Annotated in this window: 11 protein-coding genes; 7 read left to right on the top strand and 4 right to left on the bottom strand. The window is 41.5% G+C overall.

The features are described from left to right. Positions 1–42: 42 nt before the first annotated feature. Genes NQ488_00840 through NQ488_00850 form a run of 3 tightly spaced genes read left to right on the top strand, consistent with a single transcriptional unit; the run spans position 43 to position 6,957 of the window. Positions 43–1,881, top strand: coding sequence for an aminotransferase class I/II-fold pyridoxal phosphate-dependent enzyme (locus NQ488_00840; GenBank protein UWN95889.1), 1,839 nt, complete (start codon positions 43–45; stop codon positions 1,879–1,881). Next, positions 1,881–4,223, top strand: a complete 2,343-nt coding sequence (locus NQ488_00845; protein UWN95890.1) for a sugar phosphate nucleotidyltransferase — start codon at positions 1,881–1,883, stop codon at positions 4,221–4,223. The genes NQ488_00840 and NQ488_00845 overlap by 1 nt, the downstream gene beginning before the upstream one ends. Further along, positions 4,216–6,957: a YfhO family protein gene (locus NQ488_00850; protein UWN95891.1), complete on the top strand. Its 2,742-nt coding sequence runs from the start codon at positions 4,216–4,218 to the stop codon at positions 6,955–6,957. Before NQ488_00845 ends, NQ488_00850 begins: the two co-directional genes overlap by 8 nt. A gap of 131 nt (positions 6,958–7,088) precedes the next feature. Here NQ488_00850 and NQ488_00855 read toward each other — a convergent pair whose 3' ends face one another. The 4 genes from NQ488_00855 to murC form a co-directional block, all read right to left on the bottom strand. Continuing rightward, positions 7,089–8,270 carry a ribose-phosphate pyrophosphokinase gene (locus tag NQ488_00855; GenBank protein ID UWN95892.1) on the bottom strand — a complete coding sequence of 394 codons (1,182 nt, stop codon included), beginning with the start codon at positions 8,268–8,270 and terminating at the stop codon, positions 7,089–7,091. A 141-nt stretch (positions 8,271–8,411) separates the two neighbouring features. Then, positions 8,412–9,407, bottom strand: coding sequence for an ATP-binding protein (locus NQ488_00860; protein ID UWN95893.1), 996 nt, complete (start codon positions 9,405–9,407; stop codon positions 8,412–8,414). Positions 9,408–9,430: 23 nt separating this feature from the next. Continuing rightward, positions 9,431–10,636, bottom strand: coding sequence for a DnaD domain protein (locus NQ488_00865; protein ID UWN95894.1), 1,206 nt, complete (start codon positions 10,634–10,636; stop codon positions 9,431–9,433). A gap of 305 nt (positions 10,637–10,941) precedes the next feature. Further along, complete coding sequence (murC, locus tag NQ488_00870; protein UWN95895.1) at positions 10,942–12,336, bottom strand: UDP-N-acetylmuramate--L-alanine ligase; 1,395 nt, start codon at positions 12,334–12,336, stop codon at positions 10,942–10,944. Between the two features lie 394 nt (positions 12,337–12,730). Here murC and NQ488_00875 point away from each other — a divergent pair, with 394 nt between their 5' ends. The 4 genes from NQ488_00875 (at position 12,731) to NQ488_00890 (ending at position 16,453) form a co-directional block, all read left to right on the top strand. Continuing rightward, positions 12,731–14,005, top strand: coding sequence for a glucose-1-phosphate adenylyltransferase (locus NQ488_00875; GenBank protein UWN95896.1), 1,275 nt, complete (start codon positions 12,731–12,733; stop codon positions 14,003–14,005). Further along, positions 14,002–15,123, top strand: a complete 1,122-nt coding sequence (gene glgD / locus NQ488_00880; protein UWN95897.1) for a glucose-1-phosphate adenylyltransferase subunit GlgD — start codon at positions 14,002–14,004, stop codon at positions 15,121–15,123. The genes NQ488_00875 and glgD overlap by 4 nt, the downstream gene beginning before the upstream one ends. A gap of 21 nt (positions 15,124–15,144) precedes the next feature. Next, positions 15,145–15,420, top strand: a complete 276-nt coding sequence (gene spoVG, locus NQ488_00885; protein ID UWN95898.1) for a septation regulator SpoVG — start codon at positions 15,145–15,147, stop codon at positions 15,418–15,420. A gap of 376 nt (positions 15,421–15,796) precedes the next feature. Beyond that, on the top strand, positions 15,797–16,453 hold the full coding sequence (locus NQ488_00890) for an HAD family hydrolase (GenBank protein ID UWN95899.1): 657 nt from the start codon (positions 15,797–15,799) through the stop codon (positions 16,451–16,453).

Below are 16,453 nucleotides of genomic sequence, written 5' to 3' on the forward strand. Positions count from 1 at the left end.
GATTATATTTAAAAGCCGGTTGCGGCGGAATGAGAGGGATTTATGCAGGCTATAATATTAGCAGCGGGAATGGGAAAGCGTCTTAAGGAGCTTACTAATGATTCAACCAAATGCATGGTTAAGGTAGACGGTGTTACGATGGCAGAGCGTACGCTCAGAAGCCTTGATTCACTCGGACTTGACAGAATAGTAATGGTTGTCGGGTATAAGGGTGAAAAGCTTGTAGAATACGCAGAGAGCCTTAATCTTAATACAAAGCTCGAATTTGTCAATAATGAAGTATATGACAAGACAAATAACATATATTCACTGTATCTTGCCAAGGATTATCTGCTTAAGGACGATACACTGCTTCTTGAATCAGATATAGTATTTGATGATTCGGTTCTGCGTAAGCTTGTGGATAATCCATATCCAAGCCTTACACTTGTGGCAAAGTTTGAGAGCTGGATGGACGGAACTGTTGTCACACTTGACGAGGACAACAATATATGCAGTTTCTTGGGTAAGAAGGATTTTGATTTTACTAAGATTGATTCCTATTATAAGACCGTTAACCTGTATAAGTTCAGCAGGGATTTCTCGGTAACACATTATGTACCATTCCTTGAAGCTTATTGCAAGGCTCTCGGCAATAATGAGTATTACGAGCAGGTCCTTAAGGTAATTACGCTTCTTGACAAGCCTGATATCAAGGCAGTGTGCCTTGACGATGAGGTATGGTATGAGATAGATGATGAGCAGGATCTGAGCATTGCGGAGATTCTTTTTGCAACACGCGCAGAGAAGCTTGAGAAGATGCAGCACTGCTTCGGCGGTTACTGGAGATTCCCTAAACTGCTTGATTTCTGTTATCTTGTTAATCCGTTTTATCCTAATAATAAGCTTATAAGTGAGATGAAGGCTAACTTCACAAGCCTTCTTACACAATATCCGTCAGGAATGGCTGTCAACAGTCTGACGGCTGCTAAGAACTTCGGCCTTAAGGATTACGAGATGGTTGTTGGTAACGGAGCTGCCGAATTGATAAAGTCTCTCATGGAGAAACTCCCGGGCAGGCTTGGTATTGCATTTCCGACATTTCAGGAGTATCCTAACAGAAAGAACACAGAAGATGTAGTTCCGTACTTTGTACAGAATGACAATTATTCATATACCGCAGATGACCTGATGAATTTCTATGATGATAAGGATATTGATATTCTGACACTTATCAATCCGGATAATCCGTCCGGTAATTACATCAGAAGAGACGATGTTCTTCGTATCGCACAGTGGTGTGAACAGAAGAATATAAGGTTTATTGTGGACGAGTCATTTGTTGATTTTGCTGATGCGGAAGAAGAGACAACATATCTTGACAGGGATATTATAAGAAAGTACCCTAAGATGATTGTTGTAAAGAGTATCTCTAAGTCATATGGTGTTCCGGGAATAAGACTTGGTGTTGCTGCAAGTGCTGATGAAGAACTCATTGCAGCAATGAAAAAGGACGTTTCTATATGGAATATCAACTCATTTGGAGAGTTCTTCCTTCAGATACAGGAGAAGTATAAAAAGGATTATAAGGCGGCTCTTGAGAAGTTCTATACTGTAAGAAAGAAATATATTGAAGACCTTTCGGAGATAGACAATCTGAGGGTAATCCCGTCACAGGCAAATTATCTCCTCTGCGAGGTGCTCGGAGGAATGGGCAGCACAGAGCTTACTGAGATATTGCTTAATGATTACAATATCCTGATAAAGGATCTTTCAACTAAGAAAGGCTTTAACGGTCAAAATTATATCCGTCTTGCAGTTAGGACAGGCAGTGACAATGACAGACTTGTAGCGGCACTTAACAGTATTCTGCCGCGCAATATTGAAGAGGACAGCGAGTAATGAAATGTTTGATTCTTGCCGGAGGTACAGGTGATACACTCTGGCCGTTATCAAGAAAGAACTACCCTAAGCAGTTCATGAACATCAAGGAGGGACGTTCCCTTCTTCAGGAGACGATTGTGCGTAACATGACCTTCTGTGATGAATTTATTATAATAACCAATGAGAATTATCTGAATATAGTTGAGGGCCAGATGAAGGCGTTTCAGGGTCTCAGATACAGAGTAATTCTTGAAGGAAAGCCACGTGGTACAGCTCCGGCAATTGCACTGGGATGTATGTTCTGCAACCAGTCAGAGCTTATATTTGTAGTATCAGCAGATAACCTTATCGAGGGTAAGGAATACCAGACAGCAATACTTGAAGCCAAAGAGATGGTTAAAAAGGATGGTGTTATCGTATCATTTGGTGTAAAGCCATATAAGCCGTCGTCATCATATGGATATATTAAGCATAAAGATAATACAATACAGGAATTTGTAGAACGCGCACCTATAGAGGAGGCTGCAGAATACACATATGACAAAGGATATCTGTGGAACAGCGGTCTGTTCGTATTCCGTGCGGGAGACTATCTTAATATGCTTGCTAACTGCAACAGACAGATGTATGACTGCTGCGTTGATGCAAGAAGAAAAGTAGTAGCTATAAGAGGCGTTGTAACATTTCCTGAGTTCATTATGGAGAAGTTCCCGGCAGGAAGCATAGAGGGGACAGTGTTTGCACATCCGGACTGCACACGCGTGATTGAGATAGCATTCAAGTGGCAGGATGTAGGTAATGTTACAGATCTTACGGTAATTGACGGTGTTGCAGATATCGGCAACCGGTATGTAATTGAGAACAAATGCAGCAACGTAGACATAATTAATAAGGCACAGAAGAATCTTGTAGTTGCCAATGACCTCGAGGATATCGTGGTTGTCAATACAGACGATGCCGTATATGTATCTAAGAAGGAATCTGTGGAAGATATCAAAGATATCATACGCGACAATCATGACAGATATGAACAGTATTTTGATTACAACCGCCTTTCGTACAGAGAGTGGGGAATACATGAACTCCTGACATCAGCTAACGGATATAAGGTTAAGAAGGTAACCGTATTCCCGGGAATGAGCATGAATCTTCACCAGCATGAGTTCAGAAGCGAGCACTGGTCTGTAGTTGAGGGCGTTGCGACTATTACACTCGGAACGCAGGAGAGAGATTACCATAAGTTTGAGAGTGTATTCGTTCCAATAGGAATGCAGCACAAGGTTGCCAACCATACAGATAAGAATGTTGTAATAATTGAGGTAGGCATAGGTGATATGCTTACAGATAACGATATGGTCAAGATATACGGACAGGACAATAATAACAGTGGTCCCGTATCGGATATAGTAAAGCTTGACCCGGCATTCAAGGATAATCTGTGGGGCGGAACCAAGCTACGTACTGTATTCGGCAAAAAATGTGACTATGATATCATTGCGGAAAGCTGGGAGTTATCGGCACATCCTGACGGACAGAGCAGAATAGCTGAAGGAAGATACAGAGGAATGCTCTTCAATGACTATCTGAGAAGAATAGGCAAGGAGGCACTCGGATGGAAGTGTCAGGCGCTTGACAGATTTCCGATTCTTATAAAGTTTATAGATGCAAAGCAGCCGCTGTCCGTACAGATTCACCCGGATGATGAATATGCACTTGAGGTTGAGGGTGAGTATGGTAAAAATGAAGTATGGTATATACTTGACTGCGAGCCCGGAGCAAGCCTGTATTGCGGACTTAAGAGAAAGACAACCAAGGAAGAGATACGTGACAGAATTGCCAATAATACAATCACCGAGATTCTTAATGAAGTTAAGGTCAAGAAAGGTGATGTAGTATTTATCAAGGCAGGAACTATCCATGCAATAGGTGCCGGAATACTCATCTGTGAGATACAGCAGAATTCCAACAGCACATATCGTCTGTATGATTATGACAGGCGTGACAAATATGGCAATCTTAGGGAGCTTCATCTTGAGAAGGCACTTGATGTAGTTGATGTTGAACCATATGTGCGCAATAACAACAAGCAGGAGATTCTCGTACAGAATGATAATTACGAGATGGAAAGGCTTGTACAGTGCAAATACTTTGAGTGCTTTAAGTATGCGGTCAAAGATGAGGCAAAGATAATGGTTGATGACGCTTCATTTATCTCAGTAATATTCGTAAGCGGAAGAGGCAGCATAACTGTGGATTCAAGGACTCTTGAATTCAAAGCCGGGGAGAGTTTTTTCGTTACTGCAGGTAAGAAGAACATAATCATTCATGGAGAAAGTGAGTGCATAGTTACACATGTTTAATGGTAATCGTAAAAATGCCAGGATTTATTCATACCTGATACCACCGGTTGTTACAAGTCTTGGCATGATTCTGATTATGATAATCAAGCAGATTTATCCGTTCGGACAGATGGGCTTTGGTTATAATGACAATATGCATCAGGTTGTACCGATGTACAGCCTTATTTGGGATGTCCTGCATGGCAGGGCATCTTCTGTTTATAGTCTTCAGATGGGAATGGGAACTGATCTGTCGGCAATGAAATCGGTATTTTCAATGTCAAGCCCATTCAATCTGCTGTTATATCTTGTGCCGAGAAGCCATATACTGGGATTTATTCCGGTAATGACAATAATAAAGATGGCGTGCATGTCGGTTGCAATGTACTTCTTTCTGAATCATGACAAGAGATTCTCGGGAACGCCATATTCATTCAAGGCATTATTTTCAATAATGTATTCCTTCAGCGGATATGTTCTTTTGTATGCTTCATGTTTCTCACCATGGATGGACGTTGCAGCAGTATTTCCGCTCTTTATGCTTGCATATAATAAGATGCAGGAGGGCGGAGGCAGGCTGTTTTACATAATAATGACGGCAGTCATGCTGATTATGAATAGCGGACTTGGAATGATGGCATTGTTATATGCCGGCATAATTACGGGAATATATGCAATCGTTGTAATCGGAATGCGCAGAGACCTTAGGCTTAATGAAAAGGCTTATGCCGCAGGCAGGCTTGTTGGCGGAATAACAGTGTCAACACTTGCCGGTGCCGGGCTCGCGGCGTTTGCAGTACTGCCTTGTGCGATAAAGATGTGGGAAGGCAGTCAGGCAGCAGGACGGAGCATATGGACGAAGTATTACGAGACGATAACATCGGAGCTGTATGTCTCACAGCTTGGAATATTCCAGCACTTTATGATTCTGTATGGGATGTCATTTGCATTTGCAATGATTATTATAGGAGTTATTAAGTACAAGAAGGAAGTACGCATAACAAGATATATGCTTATCTCGCTTTTGATAACGCTGATTCCTCTTATTATTGATAAGACGGAAAGAATATGGAATCTTAAGGAGTACTCGGGATACAGCGTCCATTTTGGATTTATAACTGCATTTGCTGTTATAAGTACCGGTGCATATTTTGCCGGCAAGCCGCTCAATATAGAGAAAACCGGAAAAAAGAATACGGAGTACAATGTTGAAGCAGTGTTTGAACCGCTTGAGAGGCTTGTTTATCTGCTTGCAGGAATGGTGCAGTGTGCAATATGGGCATATATATATAATAAGCTTGAGCTTAATGAGACATTTCACGCGCTTTTGTATTTTGTCTTTGTATTCATGGTGATGCTGGTGTTTAATATAGCGGTCTGCCTGATTAACAAAAGGGTATTCTGCGCAAAATGCTGTTATGTAACTGTTGCAATAGAGATTTTTGCCGGTGCATATGCAATGATAGGAACGCCGCGATTCTATGATTTCAGTTCGGAGCAGAGTGCCAACTATGCGATTCAGGCGGTCAGTGCAGCTAACGGTCTGGATGTAAGCTCATCATCCACAGATGGAATCAGGAGTCCGGATATGAGCCTTGGAACGAATTATTCAACGGTATTTCAGAGACCTACGGTTTCAAGCGATTTTGACTCATATTGCAGGAATGGAATGGCGGAGAAGCTGGGATACGGAGTGTATAATAAGACAAATGCAGATGTCGGCGGAACTGTATTCTCAGATGCGGTTCTTCACATAACACAGATTGTAAGCAGGGCAGATGAAGACACGGCTTTGTATAAGAATCTGAATGAATATGACGGATTCAGATTATATGATTCCATATATACACTGCCATATGCCATGACGGTGGTTCCGGATATTGAAGGTTATGAGATATCACATTCATATGACAGCTGGATAGACAGTAATAATGTTATCTATCGTGCGATAACCGGAAGAGACGAGGACATAGTATCAGAAGCGCATATTACAGAATCAGATTCCGGCAGTTACACAGTCAGTATTGACGGAAGGAAGGCATTGTATATAAGACTGGATACGGATATTCCCGTAAATGTATCCGCAAACGGTAATGTTACGGCAGTCCCAAAGGCGGGAGCGCTTAATAATACGCTGTACGGACCTGACGACAGCCCGCGGCTTCTTTATCTTGGCATATTTGAGAATGAAGAAGTTGCAATAGCGGTTAATGATATGGCAGGTAATGATGCAATTCCGGATATTGCCGGTATTGATGCAGGCGTGCTTGATATGGGACGCCTTTCAGTAGTATGTAATATGATGAAAAGCAATAAAGGACTTAGTGCATCATTATACAGAGTCAAGCACGGCAATGAGATTAAGATTATTGCCAATGCACAGGATGGAAGGAGCATGCTTTTGCTGCCGGTCAGATATGATGATAACTGGGATGCAGAGACTAACGGAAACAGTACTTCAATCGTACCGGTTGCCGGAGGAATGATGATGGGGGTAATGCTTGAGAATGGCAATAATACCATTGAGATGACATTTACTCCGGCTGGAACACAGACCGGAATGGCAGTAAGTGTATTTACATTCCTGATTCTTGTAGCAGCATGTTCATTTGCATCGCAGAGAGAGATTAGCATAAGCCATGAGCTGAGCAGGACATTTGCGGTTGTGTTTATCATTATGTGGGTACTGTTTGTGATTGCAATGTTTGTGGTGCCTTTTGTGGCAACAGTGGTGAAGCTGATAGCAGAAGTGTAATGAATGTAGTATAAATATGAAGTAATATAAATATGAAAACTGCCGTAATACAGTGGCGATAATAACGCACTTGTATAACGGCAGTTTTATTCATCTGATATAATTATTAATATTTGTTGACAGAAAGAATATTAATGCTTGTGAGCTTCGTTATACTCATTAACTCTCTTCTGGATTCTCTCAACAGGGTTAAGAATATCGCTGATAGAAGCATCGTGGTTAAGTGTATCGATAAGAAGAGCGATATACTTACTCATATCAACATTGATATACCAAGGCTTTGTAAGAAGCTGCTCCGGCTGGTATACAAGGTTAGTTGTGAGAATGTGGTCAATAATACCATTCTCATAAGCTTCATCAATCTTCTTGAATCCGTTAGTGAACAGACCGAATGTAGCACATGCGAATACACGTCTTGCCTTGCGGCGCTTAAGCTCTGTTGCAACGTCAAGAATACTGTCACCTGATGAAATCATATCATCAATGATGATAACATCCTTGCCCTCAACATCTGAGCCAAGGAACTCATGAGCAACGATAGGATTACGTCCGTTAACGATTCTTGTGTAGTCACGTCTCTTATAGAACATACCCATATCAATTCCAAGTACGTTGGCAAAATATACTGCGCGGCTCATACCACCCTCATCAGGGCTGATAATCATCATGTGATCAGAATCAATCTGAAGGTCATCAATTCCGAGAAGCAGGTACTTAATGAATTGGTAAGTAGCCTGTACTGATTCGAAACCGTTAAGAGGAATAGCATTCTGTACACGTGGGTCATGTGCATCAAATGTAATTATGTTATCAACACCCATGCTCGTAAGCTCCTGAAGTGCAAGTGCACAGTCAAGAGACTCACGGCTTGAACGTCTGTGCTGACGGCTCTCATAAAGGAAAGGCATGATTACGTTAATTCTCTTAGCCTTACCGCCGCAGGCAGCAATAATTCTCTTAACATCCTGATAGTGGTCATCAGGAGACATATGATTAATGTTGCCGCTGAGTGAATATGTGAGGCTGTAGTTGCAGACATCAACCATGATATAGATATCGTAACCTCTTACAGTCTCGTTAATCTCGCCCTTGCCTTCACCTGAACCAAAACGTGGAGTCTTGGCATCTATGATGTAGGAGTCCCTTCTGTAACCTGTGAAAGCGAGAGTACCTGTGTGCTCATTCTCGCGCTGCTCTCTCCACTGTACGAGATAGTTGTTAACCTTCTCGCCAAGTGACTGGCAGCTGACTGTTGGGATTATACCCAGAGCACCAACAGGGATAGTTTCTGTGTGACGTTCGTCGCGTGGCATGTGTTTGTCCTCCATGTGAAATGTAAATATTAGTGTTATTATAATTTAAAGATGCAAAAAAGCATACATCATTAATATTATCATATTGGCAGTATAAGTCAATAGCAGTATAAATAAGCAGTATAAATCAATATCAGGCTATTAGCGGCCTGTGTTAAGCTGCCTGCTGCGCTTCTGGAGACGTATATCCTTTCCGAATACCTTAAGGATTGTGTATGTACTTGTTATTCTCGACATAAGGCGTTCAGAATATACACTGCTAAGCTCTCCAAGGCTCAGGTTGGTAGATATTATCGTGGCCCTGCGCTTGAGCATGCGTTCGTTAATACAGTAGAACAGCTTCGAGTTGGTAAATGAATTGGAAAGCTCAGTTCCAAGGTCATCTATTATAAGAAGGTCACAGTCGAGAATATACTCAACGGCAGTACCTTCGTCATCATCCTCATCATTAAAATTGCCAAATGCATCAAACAGTTCAACGGCAGTGAGATAGATTACGCTGTGTGATGAATCAAGAAGCTCCTTGGCAATACAGTTGGAGAGAAATGTCTTGCCGACACCAGGGGCTCCGTATATAAGAAGATTATGGAAGCCCTTGTCAAAATCATTAATAAACTGGCGGCATATCGACATTACATTCTTCATATTATCATAAGAAGAAAGTCCGGTAGTCTTATCAATATCGGTCTTAGAATACCAGTCAAATGAAAAGGTTCCGAAATTCTCGGAAGCAACAATGTTCTTGAGGTTTGAACGCATGTAAAACATGTCCACAACCTTTTTCTTAAAACATGCGCACTGTCTGCCATCTGCAAGCCCGGTATCGTGGCAGACAGGACAGTCATATATCGGAGCAAGATAATCCTTAGGAAAGCCTGATACTGCAAGCAGACGCTCATGTTCATTATTAAGCCTCGCAAGCTCGCGCCTGTATTCTTCCATTGCACCTTCGTCACCGCGTATTATAATAGGTGCACTTCTTGCGGAGAGGTCTATTATCTCGTTCTCAATCTCAGGTATACGCGGGCATGCCGCATAGACTTCTTCAACGCGTTCATCATGAATGCGACGGTTGCGCGTCTGTATATTGCCATATATTCTCATTATTGCGTCATGCTGCGAATTGGTAAGTGACATATGTCCTCCTGCTTATATCCTGTTTAAACAAGCTCGCGGCTTACAAACTGTGTCTCAAGCTCATCGTAATTATAATCTCTTTGTGAGAAATTGTTAAATCTGTTATTGCCGGCAGACTTGCTTCTTGAGGCCTGTCCCGTGGAATTACCGGCAGATGCAGCAGAGGCCTTACGTGTCTTGTCATACTCGGCGTCAAGAGCCTTAATGTCATCAACGGACTTTATGCGGCGTTCATTCCACTGTGTGAGAATAGAATCGGCATATTCAAAGCTTGGCTGATGTGTAGACTTAATTGTACGGCTGCATGCTTCTACAATTATATCAGTGTTAAAGCCGTATGTTTCACGCCACTTGCGGATATAATCGCGCTCAACTTTGGCGGCGCTGCGTCCTGTTATTCCGAATGCATTCATAACGGCAAACATGTCCTCGGACTTACTGTCAGAATATTCCCTCGCCTCTTTAAGAGATGATATACCATGTTCAGCCCAGTCAATCGCAACCTTCTCTATATAGCGCATACTTCTGTGTTCCTTGGAAATGCAGTATTCAAGAAGATATTCTATTACATCGGCAGACATCTTCAAAGTATCGTAGAAGAAAATCATCGAATTAGTCTCAGTTGCTGTAAGCGTCTTGCCAAGATACATCTGGGCAATATAGAGAAGCTGGCTTAACTCTTCATTGGCAGCAAATTCCTTAAGCTGTGCTGCCGTATATGAAGGCTTCTCAGGAACAGATGCTTCAGGAACAGACACTTCGGGAGCTGATATCATTGCAGCCGGAGCAGTTGTCTGGCTGGTCACCGCTGTCTCATTGGCAGCAGTGCCGAAAGTGTCTTCAACGGACATTGTAATATCTGCAAGTGTGATGCCTGTCAGTTCACCGTCGGATGCTCCGCTGCCTGATGAAGCATTAGCATATGTAAGAATCAGAAGACCTTCATTCTCCCAGTACTTAAGTGCACGCATAACATCGTTCTCAGTAAGATTAAGCCTGTCTGCAAGAAAAGAGACGCAGAAGCAGTCATCACTGCCTGAGTATGAAGCACAGCCATTCTTAAGAACATCACATGCAGCGGCTGGTGTGCCTGAGCCAAGACATCTCAATATATATAAGTATATCTTAACGAATTCACCACTTGCCTTAGGCATGTAATTATCTAAAAAATAGTCAGGTACAAGTGTGTAATTAAGCGTAATTCTGGATTGTAAAGTAAGTGGTCTCATGATGTAAATTCCTCAATGCTATATTTGATGAACGTATAATAGCACACTGTGGAAAAAAAGAAAATAGGGGCACTTATCCACCATTAACAGCAGAAAAATTGTGGATAATGTGGATAACTCCGTGGAAAGTTTGCAAAAATGCCAAAATACTTGATAAAAATGATAAAAAAGTAATGCACATTTTGTGTGCAAAAAAAATGCATCAAATGTGTAAATATATTGTAAAAAATTGTGGAAGTTGTGGATAAGTACGTGGATGAAAAAGCATAAAAAAATACCAAGCCCCGCAAGGCTTGGTATTATGGCTATTTCACGAGATCTTCACCAACTTTGTAAATGTCTCCTGCACCCATTGTTATCAACAAATCACCGTTGATACAATTTTTTTGTAAAAATTTTTCTATTTCATCGAAAGTGTGGAAATAATAGCATTCGGTTCCGAGAGCCTTAATCTTATTCATAAGGTCTTCCGAGCTTATTCCGTAAGTATTGGTCTCTCTTGCAGCGTAAATATCCGCAAGAATCACCTTGTCGGCAGCGGAAAGCTCAGCAGCAAAGCGGTCAAGAAGCAGCTTGGTTCTTGAATAAAGGTGCGGCTGGAATGCAACCCACAATGTCTTGTGCGGATAATGGCCTGCCGCAGCGAGGGTAGCTTTTATCTCATCAGGGTGATGTGCGTAATCGTCGACAACAGTTACGCCGTTGAAGACGCCTTTGCGCTCAAATCTGCGGTTAGTTCCGTAGAATTCAGCAAGCCCTTTCTTAATTGCGGCAATAGGAATATCAAGTTCAAGAGCTGCAGCAATCGCAGCAAGTGAATTGTATACATTGTGTATTCCCGGAACCATCAGGTCAATTGAAGATTCCTCACCGATTCCATAAGGCTCCCCGTTCTTAAGGAGTGTGTAATGACAGCGACCAAGGTCATCATATGCTATTCCGCGGGCACTGTAGGTACTCTTGTCAGGATCGGAACCTACTGTGATAACCTTCACATTGAGCCCTTTACAGAAATACTCATAATCCTCGATATCACTGTTGATGATAAGTGTTCCGCCTTCAGGAAGCCTCTCAACAAAGCGTCTGAAAGATGCACGTATGTCAGCAAGATCCTTGAAGAAATCAAGATGATCCTCCTTAACATTAAGAATAATGTTCATTGTTGGATTAAATGAAAGGAAACTGTTGGTATATTCGCATGCTTCGGTAACAAAAAGGTCTGATCGGCCAATTCTTATATTGCCGCCTATATCTTTGAGAATTCCGCCGACAGATATTGTAGGGTCAGCATCGGCGGCGAGAAGAATCTCTGAAAGCATGGAAGTTGTAGTCGTCTTGCCATGTGTACCGGCAATGTTAACAGCGGTCTTATAGTTAGCCATTATCTGACCGAGAAGCTCAGCCCTTGCCATCATTGGAATACCGGCCCTGACTGCCTGGGCGTATTCAGGGTTATCCGGATGGATTGCAGCCGTATATACTACAAGATCAATATCCGGTGTTATGTTGTCTGCGCTCTGTGGATAAGCAATGTGGCATCCGAGTGACTCAAGATGCGTTGTAAGAGGACTGCGTGCTGAGTCTGATCCCGATACGGTGAAATTCTTATTGCAGAGAATCATTGCAAGACCGCTCATACTGATCCCGCCTATTCCTATAAAATGAACATGTATGGGATTATCAAAATTAATTTTGTACATAAAATCTCCATTCCTGTGCATAGCGCACATATATCAATTCTGTATGCATCTGAATAAAATAACTTATAAAATAATTATAAAACAAAAAGCTGCATTAATAAATAAGTAAATGTAAATAAGCATACATCTTATAAACTGAGTATATTATATATATGTAAAAGAAATTTGTCCAATATGTATTAATGCATTGTATACACATTACACGATTAATGCTGAATTGTATTTAAAGTATACACATTATAGCGCAAAATGTTGATAAAAATTATTAAAAATTTTGGAAAAATTACAAAATTTCTTTTTACTTAAAATGTAGTATGTGATATAATTAACACATATTAAAAGTGCGGTGCAAATATAAGTTTTGGGCGGCATAAAAGTTGGGAGGTTATGCGGCATGATTAAGAAAGAAATGATTGCCATGCTTTTGGCAGGTGGACAAGGCAGCAGACTTGGAGTGCTTACAGCCAAGGTTGCAAAGCCTGCGGTTACTTTTGGGGGAAAGTACAGGATTATTGATTTTCCATTAAGCAACTGTATTAATTCAGGGATAGATACAGTAGGTGTTCTTACACAGTATCAGCCGCTCCGCCTCAACACGCACATCGGAATCGGTATCCCTTGGGATCTCGACAGGAACGTCGGAGGTGTGTCAGTACTTCCACCATATGAGAGAAGTACTAATAGTGAGTGGTATACAGGAACGGCTAATGCCATTTATCAGAATCTTGAGTATATGGAGACATATAATCCGGATTATGTGCTGATCCTGTCAGGTGATCACATTTACAAGATGGATTACAAGATAATGCTTGATTACCATAAAGCTAACAATGCAGACATTACGATAGCGGCAATGCCTGTTCCTATGGAAGAAGCAAGCAGGTTCGGTGTGGTTGTTACCGATAAGGACAGCAGAATCACAGAATTTGAAGAGAAGCCGGAACATCCAAAGAGCAATCTTGCTTCAATGGGCATCTACATATTCAGCTGGAAGGTCCTTAAGGAAGCGCTTATTAAGCTTAAGAACCAGCAGGGATGTGATTTTGGCAAGCATGTAATTCCATACTGCTTTGAGAATAATAAGAGAATATTTGCATTTGAATATAACGGATATTGGAAGGATGTCGGTACACTCAGTTCTTACTGGGAGGCTAACATGGAGCTTATTGACATAATTCCCGTATTTAATCTGTATGAGGAATTCTGGAAGATATATACTAAGACGGATGCACTTCCTCCACAGTATGTATCTAAGGATGCATATATTGAGAAGAGTATAATCGGAGAAGGCTCAGAGATATACGGACAGGTGTATAACAGTGTAATCGGTACGAGCGTAACGATTGAAGAGGGGGCTGTTGTGCGTGATTCCATTATTATGCAGGGATCTGTTGTTAAGAAAGGCAGCGTAATCAATAAGGCAATTATTGCTGAGAATGTAGATATTGGCGAGAATACCCAGCTCGGTGTCGGAGAAGAAGTGCCGAATGTGGAGAAACCGAAGATTTACAATTCAGGGCTTGTTACTATAGGTGAGAATTCAGTCATACCTGACGGAATTAAGATTGGTAAGAATACCGCGATATCAGGTGTTACGGTGCCTGAGGATTATACGGATGGAATGCTTCCGGGAGGCGGAATAATTATTAAGGCAGGTGAGGATGAATGAGAGCTATAGGAATTATTTTGGCAGGCGGCAATAATAAGATGATGAAAGAGCTTTCTAATAAGAGAGCTATAGCGGCAATGCCCATTGCAGGCAGCTACCGCAGCATTGATTTTGCATTAAGTAATATGTCTAATTCACACATAAGCAAAGTTGCTGTAATAACACAGTACAATGCACGTTCACTGAATGAGCATCTGAGTTCATCAAAGTGGTGGGATTTTGGACGTAAGCAGGGCGGATTGTTTGTATTTACTCCGACAATAACGGCAGACAGCAGCTACTGGTACAGAGGAACGGCAGATTCACTGTATCAGAATCTGCATTTTCTTAAGACAAGTCATGAACCATATGTAGTTATAGCATCAGGCGATGGTGTCTATAAGCTGGATTATGGTAAGGTACTTGAATATCATATCGAGAAGAAAGCAGACATTACTATGGTTGTCAAGAAGCTCGATGATAAGGAGGACCTTAAGAGATTCGGACTTGTAAGCATGTCTCCGGAAGGCAGAATCACAGAGATAGATGAGAAGCCTATAGAGACTAATCTTACAACTGCATCTATCGGAGTATATGTAATAAGAAGACGTCTTCTTATTGAACTGATTGAGAAAGCAGCTGAGGAAGACAGACATGACTTTGTAAAAGATATTCTTATCAGATATAAGAATCTGAAGAGAATATACGGATATAAGCTTGATACATACTGGAGCAATATATCAACGGTTAATTCGTATTATAAGACGAATATGGATTTCCTTGATAAGGATATCCGCAATTATTTCTTTAAGGAATATCCGGATATATATTCCAAGGTAGATGACCTGCCTCCGGCTAAGTATAATTATGGTGCTAATGTCAAGAACAGTCTGGTAGCAAGCGGCTGTATAATAAACGGTATGGTCGAGAATTCAGTACTGTTTAAGAAAGTCTATATTGGCAATAACAGTGTAATTAAGAATTCGATTATACTTAATAATACATATATCGGCGACAATGCATACATTGAGAACTGTATCGTTGAGAGTAACGGCACGATAAAGGCCAACACAAGGCATGTAGGGGAAGAGAGTGAACCAAAGATAGTTATTGAGAATGGTATTTCATACTTTTCTTAATCAATAATAAAGGGGGATACAATGAATATCACAGACATAAGAGTACGCAGGATTGCCAACGAGGGCAAGATGAAGGCAGTTGTATCGGTAACAATTGATGGAGAATTTGTGGTACATGACATCAAGGTTATTGATGGTGACAAGGGGTTATTTGTAGCTATGCCAAGCCGTAAGGCATCAGATGGCGAGTATAAGGATATTGCGCATCCTATTACTTCAGCAACAAGACAGTTACTCCAGAATGCTATTATAGAGGCTTATAATAGCACTCCTGATGAAGAATTATCACGAGCATAACCTCCTAAATATGCTAACAGAAAGCAGCACCGGCTGATTAATCGCCGGTGCTGCTTTCTGTTTGTTGTCTCTGATTTTGAAATTTATCGTCCGGGAGTCTTATAGCTGAGCAGCCCTATATTAATTAATCCAGTAGTGGATTCGTTCTGGATGATCATATGTATGATTACGGCTCATCTGTTGCGGAGATATGAGGAAATATGTGTAACGGGATACGACACCATATCCGCGGTCAGGAACGGGATCATCCCATGTAACTTATAAGAGTGCATATTTATCATGTAAATGGCTTGAGTTTTTATACTGCGTTTGCTAAAATTTATCGTATTGGATAATGGCATTAAAATGGGATTGAATGTTGAAAAAGGAGTGTCTTGTGAGCATAAAATTAGCAATATTTGATTTTGACGGTACGATTGCGGATACGAGAAAAGCCATTGTTGCGGCAAAGCAGAAGACGATGCGTCAGATGGGACTTGAGGTAGCGGATGAAAGAACGTGTGCATCTACGATAGGCTTCTCTGCAAAGACAGGATTTGAGATGATATATCCGCAATTGGAAGAGCAAAAGATTGATAAATGTGTTACTATATACAGGCAGGAATTCGAGCAGATAAGAAAGCTTATGCCGCCGGAGATATTTCCTGATGTGAAGGACGTGTTAGAGAGACTGAATCAAACACAGGTCGTGACCACGATTGCATCATCAAGGAATACGCCGTCGCTGAAGGGATTCCTTGATGACATGGGAATTGCGGAATATTTTCCATATATTCTTGGCGGCAATGATACCGGGAAACTTAAGCCTGACCCTGAGCCGGTTCTAAAGACACTGGAAGAGCTTGGATACAATGCATGTGAGGCATTGGTTATCGGAGACATGCCGATGGATGTTGCAATGGGAAAGAATGCGGGAACGCACACATGCGGCGTTACATACGGCAATGCTTCAAGGCAGCAGCTGGAGGATGCCGGGGCCGGGTATATAATTGACAGCATGAGAGAGCTTATAGAGGTAATAGACAGAATATAA

This window comes from [Bacteroides] pectinophilus (assembly GCA_025146925.1).
GTDB classification, from domain to species: domain Bacteria; phylum Bacillota; class Clostridia; order Lachnospirales; family Lachnospiraceae; genus Bacteroides_F; species Bacteroides_F pectinophilus.